The sequence below is a fragment of the Paraburkholderia saeva genome, assembly GCF_907164555.1.
Lineage (GTDB): Bacteria > Pseudomonadota > Gammaproteobacteria > Burkholderiales > Burkholderiaceae > Paraburkholderia > Paraburkholderia saeva.
In genome coordinates this window covers 158,062-181,836 of the sequence record NZ_CAJQZC010000010.1, presented here as the reverse complement: position 1 = coordinate 181,836, position 23,775 = coordinate 158,062, and the positions used below count along the sequence as shown (strand labels likewise).

Below are 23,775 nucleotides of genomic sequence, written 5' to 3'. Positions count from 1 at the left end.
GTTTAAAGCAGCCACGCAGGGCCGGGATCGTCGATGCAGGTCTTGCCGAGCGCGGCGAGATCGCGCTCGGCATGACTCTGGCGCAGAAACACAGGCAGGTCCGCCATCAACCGGGCCAAACGCGCATCGCGACACAGCGGGCCCGCACCGAGCGCACGACCGGCATGCGTCATCACCACGCAAGCGGCATTCTCGACGGCGAGGCGTGCGCGTAGCGCGACATGCATCGCATTGCCCTCGGGATGCGCGTCGATAAAGGTTGCCGTTTCACGCAACACCGCAGCGGCACCTGCAAGCGCGACATCGACCGCGCCAAGATGCGCGAGCGCATAAGGATCGGCGCGCCGGATCACTGCTTCGCGCAGCACGTTGGCAATACCGCACGCGGCGCCATACCAGCACGCGGCAATGCCCGCTCCGCCCTGCCAGAAACCCGGACGCGTCACGTAGTCGTGTGCGCCGCCAACCTGCGTCGCGCTTGCGCCTTCAAAGCACACGTCGCCGCTCGCGGTGGCGTGCATGCCCACTGCCCGCCAGTTATCGGCCGAGATCGAGATTGAAGGCTGTTGCAGATCGACGGCGGCAAGCACGGGCGCATCGTCTTGCCACGCCGTGACGAGTGCGTGGCTCACGACCTGCGCGCCGGAACACCACGCCTTGGTGCCGTGCAAACGCAGCATGCCGGTGCCCGACGCAGTCGCCACGACTCTCGCGTCCGGCGGCTCTGCAGCCCACGTGCCCCATCTGCTGCGGCGAGGCGCCACCGGGCCGCGCAGTTCGGCGAGTATCGCGAGTGCGTCGGTGTGTCCTTCGTAGAGTTTGACGAGCCCGAGATCGCGGGCCGCGACCGCGGCCAGCATCCGCCAGCGCATCAGCGTCGCGCCTTGCCCCGGTAGCGGCAGACGGTCGAGTCCGCGGAGCGTTATCGCGCTCAACACGTTGCCAAGGTCGGTTACAGCGTTCGCGTCAAAACGTACATCGGCAAGGAAATGCTCAAGCGAAGCAAGCGTCATTGCCGGTCGCTCGCCACCGTACACGTTCTCCATGTGATGTGTGTCGTTCGCGGCGCGCGCTAAAGGCATGTCAGACATTTCGCTCTCCAGTGAAAGGCGTCGCGGGACAACGCGCCTGTCTGTCCGGACAGCAATATCGCAACGGCGCCGACACATAAGGGCAAACGGCATGCCCGCCCGATTTGCGCCCTGAGGCGTGCACCGATGTGCGTCAATGCAGCCTGAGAACGAAAAAGAAAACTACACGAGCCCCTGAATCATGCCGCCGCTTCGATGCGACAGAAGGTAATTGAGCTTGTCTATCGAGAGCGGCTTCGTCAGGTGATAGTGGAAGCCCGCGGCAAGTGCGCGCGACTTGTCCGACTCTGACGCGTAGCCGGTCAAGGCGACGATCATGACGCTGGAAAGCTCGACATGGGAGCGGATCGCGCGCGCGACTTCGAAGCCGTCCATCCCCGGCATGCCAACGTCGACCACCGCCACTTCCGGCAGCCATGAACGGATGAGCTCGACGGCGTCCCTGCCGTTGTCGACTGCGACCACTTTGTGACCTTGCACTTCCAGCAGGGTTTTCAGGGCCTCGAGCGCGTCGCGGTTATCGTCGACGAGGAGCAGACGCGCGGGCGCCGGCATCGGCGTTACATCACGGCGCGAAGGCTCGAGCGTCGAGCGTTTTCGATCGAGTATCGGCAGGTGCAGCGTGACGGTTGTGCCGCTCCCGCCGCGTGTGCTGCCGATCGCGATCGTGCCGGCATGGAGTTCAACCATCCGCTTCGCCACCGCGAGGCCTATGCCAAGTCCGCCTTCCGCCCGCGCATTGCTCGATGGCGACTGTGCAAAAAGATCGAATACGTGCGGCAGCATTCCAGGATCGATGCCGACGCCATCGTCCGTTATCGTGATCACGACGACGCCGTAATTGTCCTTTCCCGAAGCGCCCGTCGTAAGAGGCTCCTCGGGTAACGACGCCACGTTCAGTTCGATATGGCCGCCGGCGGGCGTGTACTTCGCCGCGTTCGAAAGCAGATTGCCGAGCACCTGGCTCAGCCGCACATGGTCCGCGCGGACATAAACCGGGTCGTCGATACCATGCAGCGTCAGCACATGCTTGCGCGCCTCGACGTGATGATTCACGGCTGTCACTGCATCGAACACAATTTCATTGAGCGACGTATTGCTGCGCCTGATCGCGACCTTGCCATGCTTGAGCCGCGCCGCGTCGAGGAGATCGTCGACGAGCGTGCGCAGGTGACGCATCTGCCGTTGCGCGACGTTCAGCACGCCAAGCGCTTCGTCGTTACTTGCGCACAGATGCTTCGACGCGCCAATCGCACTCTCGATCGGCGACATCGGGTTGCGCAATTCGTGTCCCAGCATCGCGATGAATTCTTCACGACGCACCTCCGATTCTTCCAGCTGTGCACGCGCTGCCTCGGCCACCGCGGCTTCCTCGCTGGCACGACGGCGTGCATTCAGATGCGTCAGCGCCGCGCCCGCGAGCGTCGCGATATGCGTGAGCAGTCGCGCGTCTTCAGGATCGAACATGTGTGCCGGATCGTGAGAGATCACCCAGATCGCGCCATGCGGACCTTCAGCAGCAGGAATCGGCACGACCAATCCTTCAACGACTTCCGGTTGCGTATCCTGCAGGCAGGCAAAAAAGTCCTGCGGACGCTCGAAAAGCTGCGGCGTGCCGAGCGCGAGCGTCATGCCGCACGGACATTCATCGCGTTCCGTAGACGTGCCAGCAAGGCCTTCGCACAGACCGGCTACGGCAATCCAGCGGAACACGGCATCGCTTGCCGACGCGCCTTCGAGAAGGCTGATACCGGCGCTGCCCGCCTTGCAAAGCGCAAGCGCCGAGCTGGCGAACGATTGCAGCAAGGCGTCCGGCGAGCCGGTCAAGGCCCGCACGAGCGCGAGCAGGACGTCGTTTTCGGCAAGATGGTCGGCGGCTCGGGCGGGCCGTCGCAGAAACGCCTCTGTTGCCAGCACGCCAGCGACGCGGGCCCGCTCGATGTCGGTATTTGCCGTGGGTTGGGCGGGTTTCATCGGGGTCCCAGATTTTGACGAAAGGGGTCGTCAGAATTCAGCAATCTGCGTGCCTCGCGGAATGCGGGCGCGCGACCCCGCCGCATTTTGACCGTGCATAACGAAAACGGGCGGCCCACAGGCCGCCCGTACGGACGCATTGCGTTAAATTATCTGTGCGACTCACGCGCCGCGTGCGGTCGAAACGGACGTAACAGTGGAAGTGACAATCAGACGCGCAGTACGTGCCCGTCTGGCCCGATCTTGCGGGGAATATCCGTATTCGGATCGATTGGGCGCACCTTCACGTGCGGCGCAGCGGCGACGGCATTCGCGTTCGCACTGTTCGCGGCCGGATCGGTCACTTTCTTCGCGATGGTTGCGGACGGCTTTCGGGCAGCCGGCCGGTGGCTGGTCTTTTTCTGCGCGCCGGGTTTGGCGGGCGCAGACTGCGCTTCCGGCGGATTCCAGACCTCGACGTACCGCTCCCCGGCATACGCGCTCGACGCGATGCCCAACAACGCTACCGGCAAGATGAATGTGCGCAAGAAAGGTCTCCAGCGGGCCCGGCCGCGCCCTGACAAAGGCGGTGCCGGCTATATGGTCGCAACACTGTACATTCATACAGGCTTACGCGCAAACGTTACATAAGAATCTGATGGGCCGATGCAACAGCGGCCCCTCCCACCCGCCTTGACCGCCGGCGCACCGAACGGCCACAGCCCGCGTTGCCCAGCCGACGTGCCATCCGCCGGCGTTACGGGAACATGCCTTGCGACCTGCCAGGGGCAACCACCGCCTCAATTTGAAGAAACAGGAGCGTTTCCATGGCAACGAAGCAAGGTAACGGCCGTGCGGCCAGCGGCCAGTCCGGCAGGAAAAACCCATCTGGCGACGACGCCAAAATGGCCGACCTCGACCGCTTTCGCGCGAAGCCGGACGGCGAGGCGCTACGCACGAACCAGGGTGTGAAGATCGCCGACAACCAGAACACGCTCAGCGCGGGTCCGCGTGGCCCTTCCCTGCTGGAAGATTTCATCATGCGTGAAAAGATCACACACTTCGATCACGAGCGCATTCCCGAGCGGATCGTCCACGCCCGGGGCTCGGCTGCACACGGCTTTTTTCAGGTGTATGAATCGCAGGCGAAAATCACGAAGGCCGCGTTTCTTCAGGACCCGGCCGTGCAGACGCCGGTCTACGTGCGGTTTTCCACCGTGCAGGGACCGCGCGGTTCGGCCGACACTGTGCGCGACGTGCGTGGCTTCGCGGTGAAGTTCTACACGCAGGAAGGCAACTACGATCTCGTCGGCAACAACATGCCGGTGTTCTTCATTCAGGACGCGATCAAGTTTCCGGATTTCGTGCATGCGGTCAAGCCCGAAGCGCCCGATGAAATGCCGACAGGCGGCACCGCGCACGATACGTTCTGGGACTTCGTCTCGCTCGTGCCGGAAACCGCGCACATGGTCACATGGGCCATGTCCGACCGCGCGATTCCGAAGAGCCTGCGCACCATGGAAGGCTTCGGCGTGCACACGTTCCGCTTCGTCAACGCTGAAGACAAAGGGTGTTTCGTGAAGTTTCACTGGCGGCCGGTGCTGGGCTCGTACTCGCTGCTATGGGACGAAGCGCAGAAAATCGCCGGCAAGGACCCCGACTATCACCGGCGCGATCTGTGGGAAGCCATCGAGCGCGGCGACTTTCCCGAGTTCGAACTCGGTGTGCAGGTGATCGATGAAAAAGATGAACACGCGTTCGACTTCGATCTGCTCGATCCGACGAAACTCATTCCCGAAGAACTCGTGCCCGTGCAGATCATCGGCAAGATGACGCTCAACCGCAATCCGGACAACTTCTTCGCCGAGACCGAGCAGGTTGCGTTTCACCCAGGGCACATCGTACCGGGAATCGACTTCACAAACGATCCGCTTTTGCAGGGCCGGCTCTTCTCGTACACCGATACCCAGATCAGCCGTCTGGGCGGCCCGAATTTCCACGAGATCCCGATCAACCGGCCTGTGTGCCCGTTTCATAACAACCAGCGCGACGCGATGCACCGGCAGACGATTCACGTGGGCCAGGCGTCATATGAACCGAATTCGGTGAGCGGCGGCTGGCCGAAGGAAACGCCGCCTGCCGAAGGCGGCTTCGAGAGCTATCAGGAACGCGTCGAAGGCACGAAGATCCGCGTGCGCAGCGAATCGTTCGCCGATCATTTCTCGCAGGCCACGCTGTTTTACAACAGCATGTCCGATGCCGAACAAGGTCATATCGCGGCAGCCTTTACGTTCGAACTCGGCAAGGTGAAGAAACCGGAAATTCGCGCGCGCGTAGTGAACGACATCATCGCGAACATCGACGCGGCGCTCGCAGCAGGCGTCGCCGAAGCACTCGGGCTGCCGAAGCCGAAACCGGGCAGCAAGCGCGGCAAGCCAACGCCGGCGAAATCGCCCGCGCTCAGCCTCGTGAATCGCGTGAAGCCTGGCATCAGGACGCGCAAGATCGCGCTGCTCGCGGCACCTGGCGCCGACGTGGCGGCGCTCGGGAAACTGCGCGACGCATTCGGCAAGGAAGGCGCGATGGCGATGGTGGTCGCGCCATCGCTCGCCGCAATCGGCGACGTCGTGCCCGACGCCACACTTGCCGGCATGCCGTCGATCATGTTCGACGCAGTGTTTGTCGTGCCGGGCAAGGACAGCGCCCAGACGCTGTCGAAAAACGGCGACGCGCGTCACTTCGTGCTCGAAGCGTACCGGCACCTGAAGGCAATCGGCGCAACGGGCAGCGCCCGCGAGGTATTGAAGGCTGCACACCTGCCCGATGAAGAAGCAGGCGTCACAACCGGTGAGGACGGCCAGCTCGCCGATGTCATCAAACAGTTCATCGAAGTTGCGGGACAACATCGCGTGTGGGCGCGGGAGGCGGCGGCGCAAACAGTGCCCGCGTGACGGGCGTAGCGACCCTTGCGTAACGCAGCGGGCTGCATGGATTACATCCATGCAGCCCGTTTTTCATGGCCGGACCGTTTTGTACCGAATGCGCGCAGAATCGCAACAGCGGCCCTCTTCTACAGGAGACACTTCATGGATCTGAATCTGCGCGGCAAGGTAGCGGTTCTGACGGGCGCGAGCGTCGGTATCGGGCTCGCGGTGGCGGAAGGATTTGCGGCTGAAGGCGTGAACCTCGTGCTGGCCGCGCGTCAGCAGGACCGGCTCGATGCCGCCGTCGCGCAGATTACGGCGAGCCACGGTGTAGAGGCCATCGGCGTGGCGTGCGACGTCGCGACCGCCGAAGGCGTCACACGCCTCGTCGATGCCGCAGTCGAGACGTTCGGTGGCGCCGACATCCTCTTTAACAATGCCGGTACCGGCAGCAACGAAACGATCATGAACGCGCCCGACGACAAATGGCAGTCGTACTGGGACCTCCATGTCATGGCGGCCGTGCGGCTCGCACGCGGTCTCGTGCCTTCGATGAAAGCACGCGGCGGCGGCGCGATCCTGCACAACGCGTCGATCTGTGCGGTGCAGCCGCTCGGCTATGAGCCGATCTACAACGTGACGAAAGCCGCATTGATGATGTTCTCGAAGAACCTCGCGAACGAACTCGTGAAAGACAACATCCGCGTCAACACGATCAACCCGGGGCTCGTGCTGACACCGGACTGGATCAAGACCGCGAAGGCACTCACGCAGCCTTCGGGCGAAGACTGGCAGGCGCATTTGCAGCAGGTCGCCGACGAGCACGCTCCCATTGGCCGCTTCGCAACGCCAGCGGAGCTCGCCGATTTCATCGTGTTTTTGTGCTCCGAACGCGCGAGCTACAGCGTCGGCGCGACGTATTTCGTCGACGGCGGCATGCTGAAAACGGTGTGATGCGGGCCGACGCGTGTGACGTAGAATCGCTGGACGCAGGTGACCCGACGAAAGGAGGTAGCGCATGCCAAGCCCAACCGGATCGGTCGTGGCGCTCAGTTCAGCGGCCTCGACCGTGTTCTCCATCGGCATTGTGTTTCTCGGCTACTGGGGTGTCCACGAAAGCTCCCGCTGGGCAGTCTCGCACGTCTTCGTGGTCGGCTTCGCGCTCGCGGGTTTCGCGTGCCTCGGGCTCGTTCCGTGGATGGCAACCAGCCCGGTGGAACCCGACACCAGCGACGTGAAAATACGCGTCGCGCGCAAGATGTTCGTGGCGGGCATGACGGCCGTCTGGATCGCGATCGCGCTTTCAATCATCGTATGAGGCGCAAATGCGGCACACCCGCCAGACGCTAGCTGGCCGCCGCGCGTTCGATAACTGCCTGGATCTCGGTGAACGACACCGGCTTCACGAAGTGATGATCGAAGCCGGCCTCGCGCGAGAGCTGGCGGTCACGCTCCTGGCCGTAACCCGTCAACGCAATCAGCAGTGCAGCCGCCGTGCCGGGCTTGCCGCGCATCATGCGGGCAAGCTCGAAGCCGTCCATGCCGGGCAAGCCGATATCGAGAATGATCACCTGCGGGTTGAACGCATCCGCGAGTTCGAGTGCAGTCCACGGATCGTTTGCGGTACGCACGTCGTGGCCAAGCGTGCCGAGCAGCAGCGACAACGCCTCCGCTGCATCGACGCTGTCATCGACCAGCAAAAGACGGCGCGCATGCGGCGCCTCGCCGGTATCGACAGGCGCGGACGCCACGGGCACCTGATCGGCAGGCAGCAGTGGCAATGTTACGACGAATTCGCTGCCCTGCCCGAGCCCTGACGAAAACGCCTCGATGGTGCCGCCGTGCAGGTCGACCAGCGTTCGTGCGAGCGGCAAGCCGATGCCCAGCCCGCCTTCGGATCGCTCCAGCGAACTTTCCGATTGCACGAACAGTTCGAACGCGCGCGAGAGCATGTCCGGCAGAATGCCGATGCCGTTGTCCCTGACGGCAATCTTCACGTTCGCGCCCACATGCGTCACGGTGATGGACAGCTCGCCATGTTCCGGCGTGTACTTGCACGCATTCGACAGGAGATTGGCGATCACCTGCGAAATACGTACTGCATCGCCGGATACATAGAGTGGTTCGTCCGGCAGATGAACCGAAATGTCGTGCTGCTTCTTTACGATGGCGGGCTGCAATGTCTCAAGCGCCGCGGCGACCGCCGCTGTCATCTCGACAGGTTCGCGCCTGAGCGTGATCTTGCCCTGCGTGATACGCGACACGTCGAGCAGATCGTCGACAAGCCGGCTCAGATGTTTCACCTGACGCGAGATGATGGCGCGCGCGCTGTCGAAGGTCTCCGCAGAAGGCAGGCGGTCGGCCTGCATCAATTCGATTGCGTTACGGATCGGCGCAAGCGGATTGCGCAGTTCGTGCGCGAGCATTGCGAGGAACTGGTCCTTGCGCTGGTCCGCATCGCGCAGCAGCAGTTCGTTGCGCTTGCGCTCCGAAATATCGCTGGCAATGCCCGCAAGACGATAGATGCGGCCATGCGCGTCGCGCACCGGAAAACCCCGTTCGCTCACCCAGCGCACGTTGCCATCGGGACGCACGATGCGGTACTCCTCCTCGAACTTGCCTTCAGTGAGTAGCGCCCGGTACGCTGCGGCAATGCGCGCTTCGTCGCCCGGATGCACGTCGTCGGACCAGTGCTTCGCGCCTGCTTTCGGCGTCACCGCGTCGCGGCCCCACAGGCGGTGATACGACGGGCTGACATAGAGCAGTTCGTCGGTCATCGGGTCGAGCATCCAGAAGACATCCTCGATGTTTTCCGCCATCTGGCGGAAACGTTCCTCGCTTTCGCGCAGCGCGTTCTCCGCGTGCCTGACGCGCAGCAGCGCGCGCACGTTCGCGATCAGTTCGGGCGGCTCGATCGGTTCGGTCAGGTAGCTGTCGGCGCCGCCATCGAGCGCGCGCACCTTGTCGATGCTATGCACAGCCGCGGCCGATGTCTGCAGCACGAGCGTCGATGCTGTTTCCGGGTCGGTCTTGATGCGCCGGCACACTTCGAGGCCGTTGATGTCCGGCAGTTTCACATCGAGCAACACGAGCTCAGGCGACTCGTTGCGCACCTTGTAAAGCGCTTCGTGACCCGTCGCGGCTTCGAGCACCGTGAAGCCCGCGCGCTGCAGGATGCGCGTTTTCGCGTAACGTGCGCCTTCGTTATCATCGACGTTGAGGATGAGGCTTGAACGTGGATCGTTCATACGTCCTCCTCCTGCGGGTCGACAAGGCGGTCGATGGACGACATCAGGTCACTGCGTGTAATCGGCTTCAAAAGATAGGCATCGGCGCCCAGCGCCTTGCCCTTGTTGCTTTCGTTGACCGCCGTCGCGACAATGATCGGAATACGCTGGCCGTATTCCCCGGCTTTCAGCTCCATCAGCCAGCGCCATGTGTCGTCTTCTCCCAGCAGCAGATCGAGCACGATCGCGTTCGGCGTAATGAGCTTCATCATCTGGTCCGCTTCGCGCAGGTTCTTCACGGAGACGGCCTGGTAGTCGGTGTTGCGCAACCAGCTCTCGTACAGCAGACGTACTTCGGGTTCGTCTTCGATGACAAGGATCGGACGCTTGCCCGCTTCGATCGTCAACGTTTCGCGTTCCACGGCGCTGTCCGTCGCCTGGCCAAAGTAGATGGGCAGCGTGGCCGAAAAGACCGAGCCACGCCCTTCGGTGCTATCGACGCTGAGCGAGCCGCCCAGCAGCGCACACAGTTTTGCGCATAGCGGCAAACCGAGACCGGTGCCTTTCACTGCGTTCTGCAGGCGGTTCTCCACCTGACCGAACTCCTCGAAAATGAGCTGAAGATGTTCCGATGCGATGCCGATGCCCGTATCGGCCACGCAGAACGTGACCATCCCGGTATCGGCGTGATATGCGGCACTCACACGTACTTCGCCCTTTTCCGTGAATTTCAGCGCGTTCGAAACGAAGTTGCGCAGGATCTGCGCGACCTTCGCCTCGTCGTTGTAGATCGGTGGAGAATCAGGGCACGGCTCGAAGATCAGTTCGACCGGCGCATCGGCAAGAAGCGGCCGCATCATGCCGCGCAACGCCGAAAAGAGCGAATCGATTTCAAATTCCGCCGCACGAATCTCGATCTTTCCGGACTCGATCTTCGCGAGATCGAGCAGGTCGTTGACGATTTCGGAGAGATCGTCTGCCGCCTTGCGGATATAACGCACCTGCTTTTCCTGCTCGGTTGTCAGTTCGCCGTCGATGCGGTCGAGCAGCAGTTTCGACAGCGCGCGGATCGACGAAAGCGGCGTACGAAACTCGTGGCTCATGTTCGACAGGAAGCGCGACTTCATGTTGTCCGCGCGACGCAGATGATCAGCCCGTTCGTCGAGTTCCGCATAGAGCGCGACGACGCCGCGGTTCGTATCCTCGAGTTCACGCGTGAGCCGGGTAAGCTCGTCCTGACGCTCGTGCAGATCGGTCAGGGCAGCGAGCAGTTCGCGGTTTTGCCGCTGCAATTCTTCGTACGTGTACTTGCCCTCGAATGCGTCCAGTCGCGCCGTGAGGCTCTCGATCGTGTCCGCCGTAACAACGGGCGCGCGCTCCGGCATCGCCTTCTTGAGAATCACCGTGGTGCCGGCGCCGGGCGCCGAGTCGATCAGGCACTGATCCATCAGGCGTTGCGCGGCAACGAGACCGCCCGCTGGCATGCTCGCCGGGTCCGGCATGCCGGGCCCGGCGTCGGCGATACGCACCGTCAGCAGTTGCGGCGGCACGCTGCCTTCGACCTCGAACGATACGCGGCCGCCATTTGCAAACGCGAGCGCATTGCGGGCTATCTCGAGCACGGCTGTGGCAATACGCGCGCGGTCCTGCTGGCCGAATCCGAGCGCCGAGCTGATCTCGTGCGCACGGCGGCGCACTGCGACCAGATCCTGTTCGGTACTGACAACGAGCGTGAGGACCGGCAGCGTCATGCGACCCCCGCCTGCGCGCGTGAACGCGCCACCAGAACCGTGACGTCATCGCGGCCACGCGAGCAGTCGCGATACAGCACGCCCGCAATCAGCGAAGGATGGCGAAGCGCGAGCCCCGGATAGTGACCGGTATCCCAGCGTGTCAGCAGTCCGTCCGAGTGCATGACGAGCTGCGAATGCGGGGACCACGGCGCATCGACTTCCTGCGCGCGACGCATGTTGTGACCGACGATGCCGTTGTGCGACATCATCTGGCGCCGTGTGCCGTCGTTCTGTATCACGACCGCCGAGATGTTGCCGACGCCCGCGAATTGCAGCTTGCCGTTCGCGCCATCGAAGCGCGCGATGCCGATTGCCGCGCCGCGCGTAGACCGCAGTGCCTCGTGTGCGCGATCCATGATCTCGACGACTGGCAATCGCGCGTTGCCGCTCAGCGCATGCACCGCTGCGACCGACGCCGTATTCGCCAGCGGACCGTGGCCGAGCCCGTCGGCCACCATGATCGTCACGCCGTCCTCATTCGACTCCACGCCCCACGCGTCGCCGCACAGCGTTTCGTCCGCTACGGGCAGATTCACCACGCCGAATTCGAACGGGCCACGCGGCTGTGCAAGCCGGCCGTCATCGCCCCATATCACGGCGCGCAGCGCCATGCCGTGACCGGGCTGGCTCCAGATATCGAACTCATCGGACTGCCGCTGGATCGCCCCCATGCCGCTGCCTGCACTGCCTGCCGTCGTATAGCCATCCTCGAAACACGCCTGCAGATCGCGGACGCCCGGGCCCTTGTCCAGCGCAAGAAGCTCGATGCCAACACGGACGTGCGCCGGATGCGGTTGAGCGAACGCGATGCGCCGCACCAGCAGCTCGCCGTGGCCGGCATGCTTGAGAATGTTCGTTGCACATTCTGTGACGACAATCGCGACACGCCCGGCCGCCGTTTCGGAAAATCCGAGCCCGCGCGCCAGATCACCCACGCTGCGTCGCGCGTGAGCCACCTGGCTGGTATCGATGACCAGAAACTGCTGCTGTGCCGTCGTGCCGTCGTTCACTAGGGCTTCCATTTTGTAATCGTCACCGTCGTTCCCACGCCGGGCGTGGAATGGATGCTGAATTCATCGCACAACCGCTTCGCACCGCCCAGCCCGAGACCGAGACCGCTGCCCGATGTAAAGCCGTCGGTCATCGCGCGGGGCACGTCGGCTATGCCAGGCCCCCCATCGACGAACGCAAGCCGCACGCCACGGCGGCCGTTGCGCTCAAGCACGTAGCATTGCGCTTCGCCGCCCCCGCCATAAAGCAGCGTATTGCGTGCGAGTTCGCTCGCCGCCGTCACGAGCTTCGTCTGGTCGACAAGCGACAAACCCTGCTCGACGGCCCGTTCACGCACGTACTGACGCAGCCGCACGATCTGCTCATCGTTTGTGATCGGCAGAATCTGTGCGGGCGCGGTAGCGTCGCGCGCGGATTCGCCACTCAGTCCACCCGTGTCGGCGTAATTCATGAAGCACTACGCTGCGGGGGGCGCATATCGCTCCCGATCGTCATGACCACTCCCCGTCTGCGAGAAGCGCCATGCCTTTTTCCACGTTCAACGCCGTACGCACGCCAGTCAGCGTGAGCCCGAGTTCGACCAGCGTAATGGCGACGGCCGGCTGCATGCCAACCACAACCGTGCGCGCGTCGAGCACGCTCGCCATCGCCGCGGTGTTGCTGATCATCCGGCCGATGAACGAGTCGACCACGTCGAGTCCGGAGATATCGATCAGCACGCCCTTTGCGCGATCCTTGACGATGCGGTTGGTCAGATCGTCCTGCAACGTCATCGCGAGGCGGTCATGCATGTCCACCTGAATCGTCACGATCAGGTTGCTACCCATGCGCAGGATCGGAATGCGTTCCATCGCGGCTACCGGAAGGACGGCATGCCGGCCGTCCCGTTCGACGGTTCGGCGGCAAGGTCCATGGGCGTCGTGACCGACTTGCCCGAACGTTTCAGCGCGATCACGAACGCGTCGGCGAGCGTGGCCTTGGTGATCACATTGGAGAGGTTCACGCCGAGATGCACGATGGTCTGAGCAATCTGCGGACGAATGCCGCTGATGATGCAGTCAGCGCCCATCAGCCGCGCAGCGGCAACGGTGCGTAGCAGATGCTGTGCAACCAGGGTATCGACGGTAGGCACACCGGTAATATCGATGATCGCGATCGCCGCGCCCGTCTCCACGATTTTCTGCAGCAGGCTCTCCATCACGACCTGCGTTCGTGCCGAGTCGAGCGTGCCGATGAGCGGCAGCGCGACGATGCCTTCCCACAGTTGCACGACGGGCGTAGAGAGTTCGAGCAGCTCCTGCTGCTGCCGCGCGATGACCTGCTCGCGGCTCGCCTGGAACACCTCGGTCGTATAGAGGCCGAGTTCATCGAAGAGGGCGCTGATCTGCCACGTGAGATCGGCGAGCGCAGCGGACTCGCTCACGAGATTCTCGCGCAGCACCGAGAAAAGCGGCTGTTTCAGCGAGAAAACGAAGCGCGCGGTCTCCGCGGGCGTGAAGCCCTGACGTGCACGCTGGGCGGAAAAGTCGGCGAGGAAACTTCGTACTTCGGCCCACGCGGGCTGCTGGATGTCAGTGGATGTCGACGCGGCAAAAGCCGGAGCAACAAGCGCAACGAACTGGGAAAACTGGTTGCGCAACTGCGCTTCGTCCACGAGCCCACGGCGCGCTACCGACGCATAGTGTTGACTCATCCACTCCGACAGCAACCTGGCCTGATTGTCGGAAAAAATACCAGCCAGTCGCGCGCCGCCGATGGTGTTCATGAGGCAATCCTTTATTCCTTGTATGGTCCATGCATGAGCATCTTCGCCCGCTGCAGGTCCAGCCTGAATGTCGTGCTTCACTGCCGCCGACAATAGCACAGCGGTACTGCGTTGGAAATGCACCAGCGCCCTTGCGTGAAGCCTTTTGATGGGTACGTGTCCACGTTTCGTACCGATACGCTGCGCGACGCGTACGCGCAAAACTGCCGCGCGTGACGGTATCGTCAAGCGCGGCACGTTTGCCGCAAGCGGAGCTTCCATGGCACACCACGTCAATGCACTGCGATGTGCCCGGGCATGCCCCGGGGCCGCAACCCTTTCACCGTCAGGTCATTCTCCGGTTCTTCCCTGTTTCGCCCTCCATCAGACAGGTCGGCGCACGCCGGTCGTCGTCGTGCGTTCGGTGTAGGTCGTCGTTGTCACCGGCACTGAATCGGCATGCTCGCGCTCGCCCGTTTCGACTACCGGTTGATGACGGAAACCGAGTTGCGCCGCAGCGGTCGCGATGATCGCGCCGAGCACAAGCAGCGCGAATGCCCACCATGTCGTACGGGCGACCTGCCTGGATGCCGAGTCGGCGGACTCGCGCATCTGCGTATCCGAGGGCGCAGCCGCTTGCGCGTTTTCACCTGGCACGTTGATGCCGTGCTGCTGCAACGTCTGCTTCGCGGAATTGATCAGCGAGTTTGCGGTCTTGCCGATTTGCCCGTTATCCGAGGTGGCCTCAGCCGTCGTCGCTGCCACGTTGCCGATGAAGTTGACCGTGTTGCCGACCAGCGCGGTCGCGAAGTAGCCGGTAAGCAGCACCACGACTGCCCACGCAAGAATGCCGTGCAGCCAGCCGAGCGCAGGCGCGCAGCGTCCCGCGAAATAGGCGCCGGTCAGCACCGCTGCGACGGTCATGAAAACGGCCCAGATGCCCGTGCCGAAAGCGAATCCCCTGGCCGGGTCCTGATACTGCAGCGGGGCAAGTGCCGATGCACCGATCGCCGCGCCCAGGATTCCCAACACGAGAAGAACGACCAGCGAAAGGATCACGCCCGCGAAGACAGCGCCCCATGAGATGCGCGGAAGCCTGTCATGCGTCACAAGAGTAGTCATGGTTGCCTCACTACTTGTAGATGAAGGCGAGCGGCACGCCTCAGTTAAAGGTGGACCGCCCGCGATTGCATCAGGGTGAGCCTGCAGCTGGCTGAAAATCCTGAACCTGCTGCCAGGGCCGTCATTGCCTTAAGTGCGATCAAGGAAAACAACGAAAAGTGCTTAATGGAAAACCAGGTAGAGCAAAACCAGAACGATGAGCGGTACACCGAGGAACCAGCCAAGGATGTAAGGCATGATCTCTCCTCCCTTATTACTGTTTTGAAGTTGCTTCTCCAGCTTTGTGGATGAAGCCCGTAGCAAACAGTCAGCAAAAAGTGTGCCCTTCTGCAGGGTACGCTGATGCATAAGGGGTTCCGGGATTTACACAGAGGGAAAAACAGCGCAACGGCAGGTATTTTTCTGGCCCCGGCGCGTCGGTTTTACGCGCCCGGGGCAAAACTTCCACGGGCACGTTTCAGGGCCATTGACACCTTGCCGTGCCGCACAATCCGTTCGATACTGGATCGCGCTTCAAGCGACGTGCTGCGTGTGCACATCGTTCGATGTATTTCCCACCTGCCCCGGAGACGCCCCATGCGAATGGAAACGGCCTTCCTGTTCGACCTCGACGGCACACTCGTCGACAGCGTGTATCAACATGTCCTTGCATGGAAAGAAGCACTCGACGCGGAAGGCATCGAACTGTCGGTGTGGCGCATTCATCGAAAGATCGGCATGAGCGGTGGCCTCTTCACGAACCAGTTGCTGCGTGAAACGGGTGGCGATATCAGCCAGGAACGCGTCGACCGCCTGCGCCGTACGCATGCGGAAGCCTACAAGCGGCTGCGCGCGCAGGTCTGTCCGCTGCCAGGCGCGCGCGAACTGCTTGCAACACTGACGCAGACCGGCACACGCTGGGCCATCGCCACGAGCGGCCGCATGGAAACTGCGGCGGTCAATCTCGAAGCGCTGGGCGTCGATCCGTCAAAGGAAGTGGTCGTCACGCGCGACGACGTGAAGTATGCGAAGCCCGACCCTGATCTTTTCATTGCTGCGGCCGCGCGCCTTGGCGTGCCGGTTGAACAGTCCGTCGTGGTCGGCGACAGCATCTGGGACATGCTCGCCGCGCGTCGCTGCCGCGCGCTTGGCGTGGGCCTTCTGTCGGGCGGCTACGGGCTCGACGAACTGGAGCGTTCGGGCGCGCTGCGTGTCTATGAGGATCCGCACGACCTGCTGCTGCATCTGGATGAAGTTGCGGCACGGCCTTGAACGGCCATGAGGGTCAATGAAGGGCATCCAACGCATGCGTCGTGTCGTCACAATAATTTCTTGACAAGATATCCGCGTCCTAAGACACTCAGCGACATGCTCAAGCTCCTGTCTATCGCGAACGCGATTAATCACCCAATTCACGCCATCATCGGCGGGTTTTGGTCAGGACGCGTGCGCTAGATTCATCGATACACGCAGATTCCCCAAGGCCCCGCCGGAAACGACGGGGCCTTTTTCTTTATATACGTCCCCGTTGTGCCGGCATTCAGACGGAGACGATAATGGACAGGAGCAGTCAGCAACCCCGCGCTTTACCGCGTGACGCAGAGGATTCGCAGGAGCAACGCCGCTATGTGATTCAGTTTGCAGTCGCGGCGGGCGAGACGGTGGCGTTGAAGATTCGCCATGACACAGTCGTGTCGTCGGCAGGCGCACGACTGTGGGTGACACGTGCCGGCGACAAATGGGACTACTGGCTCAAACCGGGCGAGACATTACGTCTGCTGCGAGGCGAGCGCATCTGGGTGACGGGCGATATCGATGCACACGCAACGACCGGCGCCCAGCCGGACGCCGACGTGACGTTGACAATGCAGCTCGCGCGACCGAGGCGCGTCCGCTGGAAGTGGGCGCGACAACCGGTATTCGCGGTGTGGTGACGAAGCACGTCGAAACGGGCCTCATGCGCAGGCGACGCTTACTGCATGCCGCTCAAATGCGATCCAGCGCAACCTGCTGGGGCGCATTCCAGCCGCGTGCAACGGCAAACGCAACGGTGGCGCGCGCGAGTTCGAGCGTGCTGTCGATCAGTGTGACCGGCGGCGCGGAGAGATTGCGTGCGGCGAGCGGAATTTCGGTGCAGGCCATCACGGCTGCACGCACGCCCTGTGCAATCAGGATCGCAAGTGCGGCCGAAAGCTGGACTGTGGATTCGTCCACGTCATTCGCCTTTGCTGCCCTGACGCTCGCGTCAAGTCGCGCCTGCGTGATTTCGTCCGGGACGACCGGCATGATTCCGCGCGAGGCGAGCGCTTCCTGATAGAAGCCGGAGGCGATCATGCCGCTTGTGCCCAGTATGGCGACGCGCTGCCGGAGGTCGGGAATCGCGTTGACGCAGGCTTCGCCGATATGCAGGATCGGGGCGGCGCTACGCGCCTGCAGTTGCGCATACCAGTGATGGGCGGAATTGCACGGAATCGCGATCACGCCGACTTCATTGCGGTTGAGCAGATCGATGCCCGAGAGCATCGCGGGCAGCGGATCTTCGCCGCCATCGAGAATCGCGAGCGAACGGTCGGGGATGTAAGGCAGGTTGGCGACCAGCATCGGCAGATGCGCCTGATCGCAGTCGGCGCGCGTGAGACGCACGACCTTTTCCATGAAATCGACAGTCGCAAGCGGGCCCATCCCGCCGAGAACTCCGATGAGTGCCATCCCTGAGGCTCCAGTGACTTCAACGGACGCGGCCCACATACTGGATGAGCCGCGGCATCGCCTGCACAGTGCGGCAGGCGTGCGCAGCATAACGCAGAATGGTCGGTTTAATACAGTCGGTGGCGCACAGAAAGCGCGAGGCCAGGTTAAACCATGAGACGCCGGTCGCGGCCCGCACGTATCCACCGTCCGACGGGCCGCCCTGCCCATGAAAAAGGTCTCGCGAGGAGACCTTTTTCATGGGCAAGCCGCGAGGGCCGCTTAAATCTGGCGACGCAGTTCTGCGGGCGGCACCTTCATCAGATGCCGGTATTTCGCCACGGTGCGGCGCGCGACGAGCACGCCCTGGTCGGCCAGCATTCTTGCGAGCGTGACGTCCGAAAGCGGATCCCGGGTATTTTCCGCGGCGATCATTTCCTTGAGCAGCGCGCGCACCGCCGCCGCCGAACAGGTCCCCCCGCTTTCTGTGCCGAGTTCGCGCGGGAAGAAGTGCTTGAACTCGAAAATGCCGCGCGGCGTGGCCATGTACTTGTTGCCCGTCGCGCGGGAGATCGTCGATTCGTGCAGGCCGAGTTCGTCCGCCACGTCGCGCAGCACAAGCGGCTTCAACGCAATCTCGCCGTACTGGAAGAACGCGCGTTGATGGGCCACGATACATTCGGCCACACGCTGGATCGTGTCGAAACGCTGCTGCGCGTTGCGGATCAGCCAGCGCGCCTCCTGCAGCTGCTGCGCAAGCGGCGAGCGGCTCGCGCCAGCCGATTGCGCAAAGAGCTCCGCATACTTGCGATGAATCCGCGCGCGCGGCATCACGGCAGGATTGATCGTCACGACCCACTTGTTGCGAACCTGACGCACAATCACATCGGGCACGACGTAATTGTCTTCCGCGCTACCGTAGTAGTGACCCGGTTTCGGATTGAGCTTGCGCACAAGCGCGCATGCAATCCGCAGTTCGTCCGCACTGCATCCGATCTGCTTTTGCAGTTCCGCCTGCTCACGTCGCGCGAGGCGCTCGAGATGATGCTCGACCACCTGGATCGCAACATCGCGGCCCGGCGTATCGCTATCCATGCAGTCGAGCTGCAGCTTCAGACATTCGGACAGCGAGCGCGCGCCGAGGCCCGGCCGGTCGAGCGACTGCACGAGTCGCAGCGCGACGAGCAGTTCGTGTCCGCTCAGTGCCGGTTCGACATCGAATACGTCCGCGAGATCGGCGAGATCCTGACGCAGATAGCCGTCATCGTCGAGCGATTCGATGATCAGACGCGCGACTTCGCGATCGCGCGCGTTCAGCGGATACAGGCGCAGTGCGTCGTGCAGCTGTTCGTGCAACGAAGGCTGCGAGCGCGCCCACTCCGCGGGATCACTGCCTTCGCTATCTCCGTTGTGACGCGACGATCCGCGATCGAATGAATCCCCGCCGTAGTCGCTCGCGTAGTCGTTGCCGTAGTCGCCTGCCGGTTCGTCCTGTGACGAGGCGTCGACGCTGTCCCGCGATACAGGTGCTTCGGCAACCACTTCCGCGCCCGCGGACATCGGCGCATTGATCGCTTCGGTGGCTTCGCCCGTGTTTTCCGCTGAAAGCGCGGCGTCCTCGGTTTGCGACGCGTCGTATTCAAGGAACGGATTCGTATCGAGTGCCGTGCGCAACTCCTGCTGGAACTCGAGCGAAGACAGCTGCAACAGGCGCACCGATTGCTGCAGACGCGGGGTCAGTGCAAGCGATTGTCGTGTGCGTAGCTCGATTGAAGGCGGCATGGTAGTGCGATCCCTGTTAAAGACTCTGGTTCAGACAACCCGAAGCACATTGCTTTCGGGCAACTGTCGTTTGTCTGAATAGAGCAATCGCCATACCAGGTTTCGCAAGGCGCTGTTTTTACAGCAATTTGATACTTATATCCGGTGTTTCCCAAGCGTGGCGGGGCGCCCCCGCGCGACATTTTTACAAGCGCCCGGAAAAAACCGGGCCTGCGGACGACTCCGTTTCAAAACGCCTCCTGTGCGATCTACTTCATCTGCCCGGCCCTGCTAGCCGGGCCGTGAGCATGACGGACCGCGTCACGGCGCCGGCGTGGCACGCGGCTTGCGCTTCCCGGATGTGGACGAATGCAGACACAGTGCATTCGATGTCGACCACGGGGCTGACGGAACCGTCATGCGGCCACCCTCCCCCAAGCGTGTCATCAACGGCGACTGCCGCGATCGACCGCACAGGCAACAAGACCGCAGCACTCTTCAACAACCCGAAAGGAGAAGTCCATGAAAACGATCCAGTTCCTCAAAGCCGCAGGCAGCGTTGCATGTATCGCATTTGCCCTTAACGCGAACGCACAGTCGACCGCATCGGCACCGGCTGGCGTGTCGGAATCGATGGGAGCTCACGTCGATGACACGACCATCACCACCAAGGTCAAGGCCGATCTGCTTGCTAACAAGAACGTCAAGTCGACCCATATCCACGTGAAGACGGAAAAGAGCGTCGTCTGGCTGACGGGGACCGTGCCGTCGGCGGCAGACAAGACTGCTGCTGAAGATGTCGTGAATCAGGTCAATGGCGTGAAGGGCATCAAGAACCACCTGAAGGTTGCTGCAGAATAAACGCTGCATCTGCGTCAGGCCCCGGCCGGTGTCGAGGCCTGACCGATGAAAGCCGTTCGTGCAATGCGAACGGCTTTTTGTTTTTGCAGCGCGGGCTGTTTTAACGCCACGCGTGCCGCAAACGGAATCGGGCGGCAGGAATGATCCCGCCGCCCGACTCTCTTTCCCCCCGTTATTACAGAGTGACGCCCCGGCTAGCGCGCACGCGCCGCATACTGGTCGCGCAGGTCGCGAATGCGATCGTGGTTTTGCAATACGCCCTGATACTGACGTTCCACGATCGCGCGGACATCGGCCGGCAGGTCTTTTTCAAGTGCGTCGTGGTAACGCTTCTTCGCGACGTCCTCGCCCTTTTCGCATTCGGCGAGGATTTCATGGTCGCTACGATTGCTCACCGCCGACTTCAGATCGACCCAGCCGCGATGCAGCGCGCCCGTCATCGAGCCGCCGGTATCCGGCTTGCCGCCGAGCTGCTGAACCGTGTCCTGAAGTTCGCGTGCGCCGCGTGCGCAATCATCGGCGCGACTGACGAAAAGCGATTTCAGCTGCGAATCGTGAGCGTCTTCTGCTGCCTTGCGAAAGCCCTTCTCGCCATCCTTCGAAGTCTCGACCAGATCATTCAGTTCGGAAACAACGTTCGTAGCCATGTAACGCTCCTTAAGTCCGGTTGAAAACGGTTGCCGCGATCTCTCCGCGGTCAGTCAGGAAGACGCACGTGGCGTGCCCGCGTCACGACGCGTGCAGAACGCCCTGCGGCTACGTAAAAGTTGCCTCAACGCGCTGACGATCGAGCGGCCGCCATAAATCGTCGCGACGATAAAACCCGCATAACCAGCGCATTTTTCTGCGATTTTCATGCGCCTGGGTCGAATGGCACGGTGTTTGCTGAATGAAGCGGGTGCGGTGTTGCGTGCTGTGTTGACGACGGAACATCAGCCAGTCAAGACAAGGGCAGACAGGATCGACAGGTCAGGGAGAAAAACATGAAAATCAGACGGACTGGGTGTCTGGTGCTGGTCGCACTGGTGAGTTCAGCGGCTGTGATGGAACTTCGGCTGAATACCCTCGATACCACGCCGCAATCCACAACGCAGGCAACGCGGTGCGCGACGATCCAGCAACAAGGCGTCGCGCCGGCAGGATGCGGCCTGAAGCAGCACGAGCATCGCGTGGAAGGGACCGTTCCGCAATCGCATCGCGCGTCGGCGCTTTGGGTTTAGACGGCGCGATACCCGAAGGAGATTCGTCGTCAACGCAAACGGCCCGGAGAACCGGGCCGTCTGTCTAACCATTGAAGCATCCAGCGATCCGCTTCGCCCTTATGCGCGACCTTCGTTCAACTCGCTGATGGGTGTCGGCGGCCGGGTCGGATCGAAGTCGGCCCAACGGCCCTGCTGCCAGCGACCCGTTGCGCGCTCTATCGTGCTGCCGCCACATTCGCGCAATACGCGCGCGGCCTCCATTTGCGTATCCGGCGAAACATGGACCGCCAGCAATACGCCGGAATCGCGCTCTTCGTGATGCGACCAGTGGCCATGCCGGCTGGCTTCATGCGTATGCGACATCGCCCCGACGAGTGAACCGATATACGCGCCCACCCCCGCCGCGATCGCGGAAACAAGCAGCGGCGCATGAAACACCGCGAAGAGCCCGGCGCCGACAATCGCACCGGCTACCGCCCCTATCGTCACGCCCTTGCCAGCGCCCTTCGGTGTATCGCGCGCGCCGGGATCGACATCCTCATCGCCGCCGAGGGGATAGCGCGCGTGCTGCCCGCGCGGATTCACGAAAAACAGCGTGACGTCTTCTTCGACGAAGCCGTTCGCGAAGAGACGGTGCGCGGCAGCCTCGGCGGCCGGAAAAGTCGTAAAACGTCCTGCGACTATCAGTGACATGACGCCTCCTTTCATCCTTTCAGATGGTGTGCGCAGTTGCCGTCGCCGGCTTACTACAATGTTATGCCTTTAATCCGCGATCCGGCTCCATTCCTTCGACCCGGAAGAGCCCGCTGTGCAGCACGACGCTTTCGCCGTCGTTCTGATCGAGCGCCTCGGCGCACACGGAACGGATCCGGGCACGTCCGTGCTGGAATGCCTTCAAAAGCGTGTCTTCCAGAGGCGAGTCTGCGCCAAAATGGTCTTCAAGTGCTTCCGCCGTGATGATGCAGATAACGGGTTGCCCGTCGACGGCCGCGGTGAAGCGCACCGTGAGGTTCGCGCCGTCGAATACCGGCGCCTCATCGGGAAAAGTGATGGTCATGTTCGCATCCTCCCAGGCGGCTCTCGACAGAATCGCACTCATGATGTGCTCTTCTTCGCGTCAGCCAGTTGCTGCGCCATCGCGAGATGGTGCTGGATCACCGGCAATGCCTTCGTAGCCGCCGCCTTCAGTTGCGCATCGCCGCCGCTTTCGCTTTCCTTCTGGAACAGTTCGACCGCCTTCTGATGACCGCCCACCGCCACGTCGGCGATATAGGCCTTGTCGAAATCGGCGCCCTTGAGCCCCTGCAACTTTCCTGTGACTGCTGAATCCGCGGAAGGCGGCGATTTCAGGCCTTTCTTCTCAGCGATGACATCGAGGTTCCGCGCGAGTTTCGTGTGATCGGCGATCATCTGCGACGCGAATTTCCTCACTTGCGCGTCGTTGGAGTTCTTCAGCGCCAGTTTGCTCGCCGCGATTTCCGTCGCGCCTGCCTGCGCGGCGTCCTGCATGAACTGCTGATCGGCCGTCGAGAGTCTCGTCTCAGGGGCCATCTGCGCACAGGCGACGCCGGGCGCCGCAATCGCAAGAGCGGCCGCCACGATGACTGCGCGCGTTGAATGCTGGAATGTCATGCGGTTTCTCCTGTTCCGGTCCCTGCCTCACGCTGCCTTGCGCCGGCTCAACTGCGCAATCAGCGTCTTGTTGAAAGCCGGCAGATCGTCCGGCTTGCGGCTCGAAATGAGGTTGCCGTCCTGTACCACTTCCTGATCGACCCACGTGCCTCCCGCATTGCGGATATCGTCCTGCAGGCTCGGCCAGCTCGTGACCGTACGCCCCTTCAGGATGCCCGCCGATACCGGCAACCACGTGCCGTGGCAGATCACCGCGATCGGCTTTCGGGCGGAATCGACGGCCTTCAGGAACGCCTGCGCCTGCGGCAACAACCGGATCGCATCGCCGTTGACGACGCCGCCGGGTAATACCACTGCGTCGTAGTCATCGGGTTTTGCCTTGTCAAAGGTCGCGTCCACGTTCACGGTATCGCCCTTGTCGACGTGCCTGAAGCCCTGAATCGTGCCGCTCTTCGTTGAAATGACGTGCACGGTTGCGCCCGCATCGGTCAACGCGCGTTTCGGCTCGACAAGTTCTGCCTGCTCGAAGCCATCGACCGCGAGTACCGCGACCTTGCATCCCTGAAGCGTGTTCGCCATGAGTTCTCTCCCTGTATCGCTGCAGCAGCGCCGCGCGCCGCATTTCCGCCGTGATCAGGTCACGCGGGGCTCAGCAAGGAGCGTCGCAAAAGGTGTGCCCGGCAAGTCAAGCCTGTGGAGACGCCTTGCGGCAATGCACCCCGTGCAGCACTTGCAAGTTGTGCGCTTGGCAATGCAATTGTTGCGATGCCTCGGGGCGCGATTAAAA

26 protein-coding genes are annotated in these 23,775 nt (G+C 62.5%); 8 read left to right on the top strand and 18 right to left on the bottom strand.

Going from position 1 to position 23,775, the window contains the following annotated elements; genetic code table 11:
• Positions 1 to 2 precede the first annotated feature (2 nt).
• The 3 genes from LPA36_RS23520 to LPA36_RS23510 all read right to left on the bottom strand — a co-directional run bounded on the left by LPA36_RS23520 (position 3) and on the right by LPA36_RS23510 (position 3,592).
• Positions 3 to 1,082 (bottom strand): acyl-CoA dehydrogenase, encoded by a 1,080-nt coding sequence (locus LPA36_RS23520; protein ID WP_407674329.1) that lies wholly within the window; start codon positions 1,080 to 1,082, stop codon positions 3 to 5.
• Between the two features lie 171 nt (positions 1,083 to 1,253).
• Positions 1,254 to 3,065 carry a hybrid sensor histidine kinase/response regulator gene (locus tag LPA36_RS23515; RefSeq protein ID WP_228882156.1) on the bottom strand — a complete coding sequence of 604 codons (1,812 nt, stop codon included), beginning with the start codon at positions 3,063 to 3,065 and terminating at the stop codon, positions 1,254 to 1,256.
• Positions 3,066 to 3,274: 209 nt separating this feature from the next.
• Positions 3,275 to 3,592, bottom strand: coding sequence for a hypothetical protein (locus LPA36_RS23510; RefSeq protein ID WP_228882153.1), 318 nt, complete (start codon positions 3,590 to 3,592; stop codon positions 3,275 to 3,277).
• A 279-nt stretch (positions 3,593 to 3,871) separates the two neighbouring features.
• Between LPA36_RS23510 and katE the strand changes: the two genes are divergently transcribed.
• From katE to LPA36_RS23495, 3 genes are all read left to right on the top strand, one after another.
• Positions 3,872 to 5,995 (top strand): catalase HPII, encoded by a 2,124-nt coding sequence (gene katE / locus LPA36_RS23505; protein WP_228882151.1) that lies wholly within the window; start codon positions 3,872 to 3,874, stop codon positions 5,993 to 5,995.
• A gap of 135 nt (positions 5,996 to 6,130) precedes the next feature.
• A complete protein-coding gene (locus LPA36_RS23500; RefSeq protein WP_228882149.1) occupies positions 6,131 to 6,922 on the top strand; it encodes an SDR family NAD(P)-dependent oxidoreductase in 792 nt (263 codons plus the stop codon).
• Between the two features lie 64 nt (positions 6,923 to 6,986).
• Complete coding sequence (locus LPA36_RS23495; protein ID WP_228882148.1) at positions 6,987 to 7,286, top strand: hypothetical protein; 300 nt, start codon at positions 6,987 to 6,989, stop codon at positions 7,284 to 7,286.
• 28 nt (positions 7,287 to 7,314) lie between these two features.
• Here the strand turns inward: LPA36_RS23495 and LPA36_RS23490 are convergent, their stop codons facing one another.
• From LPA36_RS23490 to LPA36_RS23460, 7 genes are all read right to left on the bottom strand, one after another.
• On the bottom strand, positions 7,315 to 9,216 hold the full coding sequence (locus tag LPA36_RS23490) for a hybrid sensor histidine kinase/response regulator (protein ID WP_228882146.1): 1,902 nt from the start codon (positions 9,214 to 9,216) through the stop codon (positions 7,315 to 7,317).
• A complete protein-coding gene (locus tag LPA36_RS23485) occupies positions 9,213 to 10,946 on the bottom strand; it encodes an ATP-binding protein (RefSeq protein WP_228882144.1) in 1,734 nt (577 codons plus the stop codon). Before LPA36_RS23485 ends, LPA36_RS23490 begins: the two co-directional genes overlap by 4 nt.
• Positions 10,943 to 12,010 carry a SpoIIE family protein phosphatase gene (locus LPA36_RS23480; RefSeq protein WP_228882142.1) on the bottom strand — a complete coding sequence of 356 codons (1,068 nt, stop codon included), beginning with the start codon at positions 12,008 to 12,010 and terminating at the stop codon, positions 10,943 to 10,945. The genes LPA36_RS23485 and LPA36_RS23480 overlap by 4 nt, the downstream gene beginning before the upstream one ends.
• On the bottom strand, positions 11,998 to 12,450 hold the full coding sequence (locus tag LPA36_RS23475; protein WP_228882139.1) for an anti-sigma regulatory factor: 453 nt from the start codon (positions 12,448 to 12,450) through the stop codon (positions 11,998 to 12,000). The genes LPA36_RS23480 and LPA36_RS23475 overlap by 13 nt, the downstream gene beginning before the upstream one ends.
• Positions 12,451 to 12,490: 40 nt before the next feature.
• Complete coding sequence (locus tag LPA36_RS23470) at positions 12,491 to 12,850, bottom strand: STAS domain-containing protein (RefSeq protein ID WP_228882137.1); 360 nt, start codon at positions 12,848 to 12,850, stop codon at positions 12,491 to 12,493.
• A gap of 5 nt (positions 12,851 to 12,855) precedes the next feature.
• A complete protein-coding gene (locus LPA36_RS23465; RefSeq protein WP_228882136.1) occupies positions 12,856 to 13,764 on the bottom strand; it encodes an STAS domain-containing protein in 909 nt (302 codons plus the stop codon).
• 363 nt (positions 13,765 to 14,127) lie between these two features.
• Complete coding sequence (locus LPA36_RS23460; protein WP_228882134.1) at positions 14,128 to 14,865, bottom strand: hypothetical protein; 738 nt, start codon at positions 14,863 to 14,865, stop codon at positions 14,128 to 14,130.
• 75 nt (positions 14,866 to 14,940) lie between these two features.
• Between LPA36_RS23460 and LPA36_RS23455 the strand changes: the two genes are divergently transcribed.
• From LPA36_RS23455 to LPA36_RS23445, 3 genes are all read left to right on the top strand, one after another.
• Entirely contained in the window at positions 14,941 to 15,156 is a 216-nt protein-coding gene (locus LPA36_RS23455) for a hypothetical protein (RefSeq protein WP_228882131.1), read from the top strand.
• 285 nt (positions 15,157 to 15,441) lie between these two features.
• Positions 15,442 to 16,116 carry an HAD family hydrolase gene (locus LPA36_RS23450; protein WP_228882129.1) on the top strand — a complete coding sequence of 225 codons (675 nt, stop codon included), beginning with the start codon at positions 15,442 to 15,444 and terminating at the stop codon, positions 16,114 to 16,116.
• A 284-nt stretch (positions 16,117 to 16,400) separates the two neighbouring features.
• Positions 16,401 to 16,778, top strand: coding sequence for a DUF2917 domain-containing protein (locus tag LPA36_RS23445; protein WP_228882126.1), 378 nt, complete (start codon positions 16,401 to 16,403; stop codon positions 16,776 to 16,778).
• 52 nt (positions 16,779 to 16,830) lie between these two features.
• Here LPA36_RS23445 and cuyB read toward each other — a convergent pair whose 3' ends face one another.
• Genes cuyB through LPA36_RS23430 form a run of 3 tightly spaced genes read right to left on the bottom strand, consistent with a single transcriptional unit; the run spans position 16,831 to position 19,314 of the window.
• A complete protein-coding gene (cuyB, locus tag LPA36_RS23440; RefSeq protein WP_228882123.1) occupies positions 16,831 to 17,553 on the bottom strand; it encodes a cysteate racemase in 723 nt (240 codons plus the stop codon).
• Positions 17,554 to 17,572: 19 nt separating this feature from the next.
• On the bottom strand, positions 17,573 to 17,794 hold the full coding sequence (locus LPA36_RS23435) for a hypothetical protein (RefSeq protein WP_228882121.1): 222 nt from the start codon (positions 17,792 to 17,794) through the stop codon (positions 17,573 to 17,575).
• Positions 17,795 to 17,814: 20 nt separating this feature from the next.
• Positions 17,815 to 19,314, bottom strand: a complete 1,500-nt coding sequence (locus tag LPA36_RS23430; RefSeq protein ID WP_228882119.1) for an RNA polymerase factor sigma-54 — start codon at positions 19,312 to 19,314, stop codon at positions 17,815 to 17,817.
• Between the two features lie 501 nt (positions 19,315 to 19,815).
• On the opposite strand from LPA36_RS23430, the gene LPA36_RS23425 reads away from it, so the two are divergent.
• Positions 19,816 to 20,154 (top strand): BON domain-containing protein, encoded by a 339-nt coding sequence (locus LPA36_RS23425; RefSeq protein WP_228882117.1) that lies wholly within the window; start codon positions 19,816 to 19,818, stop codon positions 20,152 to 20,154.
• Between the two features lie 194 nt (positions 20,155 to 20,348).
• Here LPA36_RS23425 and LPA36_RS23420 read toward each other — a convergent pair whose 3' ends face one another.
• Positions 20,349 to 20,801 carry a PA2169 family four-helix-bundle protein gene (locus tag LPA36_RS23420; protein WP_228882115.1) on the bottom strand — a complete coding sequence of 151 codons (453 nt, stop codon included), beginning with the start codon at positions 20,799 to 20,801 and terminating at the stop codon, positions 20,349 to 20,351.
• A 336-nt stretch (positions 20,802 to 21,137) separates the two neighbouring features.
• Here LPA36_RS23420 and LPA36_RS23415 point away from each other — a divergent pair, with 336 nt between their 5' ends.
• Complete coding sequence (locus LPA36_RS23415; protein WP_228882113.1) at positions 21,138 to 21,374, top strand: hypothetical protein; 237 nt, start codon at positions 21,138 to 21,140, stop codon at positions 21,372 to 21,374.
• Between the two features lie 99 nt (positions 21,375 to 21,473).
• Here LPA36_RS23415 and LPA36_RS23410 read toward each other — a convergent pair whose 3' ends face one another.
• The 4 genes from LPA36_RS23410 to LPA36_RS23395 form a co-directional block, all read right to left on the bottom strand.
• On the bottom strand, positions 21,474 to 22,049 hold the full coding sequence (locus tag LPA36_RS23410) for a hypothetical protein (RefSeq protein WP_228882111.1): 576 nt from the start codon (positions 22,047 to 22,049) through the stop codon (positions 21,474 to 21,476).
• Between the two features lie 61 nt (positions 22,050 to 22,110).
• Complete coding sequence (locus tag LPA36_RS23405) at positions 22,111 to 22,455, bottom strand: DUF1488 family protein (RefSeq protein ID WP_228882109.1); 345 nt, start codon at positions 22,453 to 22,455, stop codon at positions 22,111 to 22,113.
• Positions 22,452 to 22,988, bottom strand: coding sequence for a DUF4142 domain-containing protein (locus LPA36_RS23400; protein ID WP_228882108.1), 537 nt, complete (start codon positions 22,986 to 22,988; stop codon positions 22,452 to 22,454). Before LPA36_RS23400 ends, LPA36_RS23405 begins: the two co-directional genes overlap by 4 nt.
• Positions 22,989 to 23,015: 27 nt before the next feature.
• On the bottom strand, positions 23,016 to 23,567 hold the full coding sequence (locus LPA36_RS23395; RefSeq protein ID WP_228882106.1) for a type 1 glutamine amidotransferase domain-containing protein: 552 nt from the start codon (positions 23,565 to 23,567) through the stop codon (positions 23,016 to 23,018).
• Positions 23,568 to 23,775: the final 208 nt, after the last annotated feature.

Coding starts and splice junctions, on each gene's coding strand:
- LPA36_RS23420 (WP_228882115.1), bottom strand. CDS start 20,801: ATGGCTACGAACGTTGTTTCCGAACTGAATGATCTGGTCGAGACTTCG.
- LPA36_RS23430 (WP_228882119.1), bottom strand. CDS start 19,314: ATGCCGCCTTCAATCGAGCTACGCACACGACAATCGCTTGCACTGACC.
- LPA36_RS23470 (WP_228882137.1), bottom strand. CDS start 12,850: ATGGAACGCATTCCGATCCTGCGCATGGGTAGCAACCTGATCGTGACG.
- LPA36_RS23515 (WP_228882156.1), bottom strand. CDS start 3,065: ATGAAACCCGCCCAACCCACGGCAAATACCGACATCGAGCGGGCCCGC.
- LPA36_RS23520 (WP_407674329.1), bottom strand. CDS start 1,082: ATGCCTTTAGCGCGCGCCGCGAACGACACACATCACATGGAGAACGTG.
- LPA36_RS23405 (WP_228882109.1), bottom strand. CDS start 22,455: ATGAGTGCGATTCTGTCGAGAGCCGCCTGGGAGGATGCGAACATGACC.
- LPA36_RS23460 (WP_228882134.1), bottom strand. CDS start 14,865: ATGACTACTCTTGTGACGCATGACAGGCTTCCGCGCATCTCATGGGGC.
- LPA36_RS23400 (WP_228882108.1), bottom strand. CDS start 22,988: ATGACATTCCAGCATTCAACGCGCGCAGTCATCGTGGCGGCCGCTCTT.
- LPA36_RS23495 (WP_228882148.1), top strand. CDS start 6,987: ATGCCAAGCCCAACCGGATCGGTCGTGGCGCTCAGTTCAGCGGCCTCG.
- LPA36_RS23465 (WP_228882136.1), bottom strand. CDS start 13,764: ATGAACACCATCGGCGGCGCGCGACTGGCTGGTATTTTTTCCGACAAT.
- LPA36_RS23475 (WP_228882139.1), bottom strand. CDS start 12,450: ATGAATTACGCCGACACGGGTGGACTGAGTGGCGAATCCGCGCGCGAC.
- LPA36_RS23435 (WP_228882121.1), bottom strand. CDS start 17,794: ATGAAAAAGGTCTCCTCGCGAGACCTTTTTCATGGGCAGGGCGGCCCG.
- LPA36_RS23500 (WP_228882149.1), top strand. CDS start 6,131: ATGGATCTGAATCTGCGCGGCAAGGTAGCGGTTCTGACGGGCGCGAGC.
- LPA36_RS23490 (WP_228882146.1), bottom strand. CDS start 9,216: ATGAACGATCCACGTTCAAGCCTCATCCTCAACGTCGATGATAACGAA.
- LPA36_RS23450 (WP_228882129.1), top strand. CDS start 15,442: ATGCGAATGGAAACGGCCTTCCTGTTCGACCTCGACGGCACACTCGTC.
- LPA36_RS23425 (WP_228882117.1), top strand. CDS start 19,816: ATGAAAACGATCCAGTTCCTCAAAGCCGCAGGCAGCGTTGCATGTATC.
- LPA36_RS23395 (WP_228882106.1), bottom strand. CDS start 23,567: ATGGCGAACACGCTTCAGGGATGCAAGGTCGCGGTACTCGCGGTCGAT.
- LPA36_RS23415 (WP_228882113.1), top strand. CDS start 21,138: ATGAAAATCAGACGGACTGGGTGTCTGGTGCTGGTCGCACTGGTGAGT.
- LPA36_RS23480 (WP_228882142.1), bottom strand. CDS start 12,010: ATGGAAGCCCTAGTGAACGACGGCACGACGGCACAGCAGCAGTTTCTG.
- LPA36_RS23485 (WP_228882144.1), bottom strand. CDS start 10,946: ATGACGCTGCCGGTCCTCACGCTCGTTGTCAGTACCGAACAGGATCTG.
- LPA36_RS23410 (WP_228882111.1), bottom strand. CDS start 22,049: ATGTCACTGATAGTCGCAGGACGTTTTACGACTTTTCCGGCCGCCGAG.
- katE (WP_228882151.1), top strand. CDS start 3,872: ATGGCAACGAAGCAAGGTAACGGCCGTGCGGCCAGCGGCCAGTCCGGC.
- LPA36_RS23445 (WP_228882126.1), top strand. CDS start 16,401: ATGGACAGGAGCAGTCAGCAACCCCGCGCTTTACCGCGTGACGCAGAG.
- cuyB (WP_228882123.1), bottom strand. CDS start 17,553: ATGGCACTCATCGGAGTTCTCGGCGGGATGGGCCCGCTTGCGACTGTC.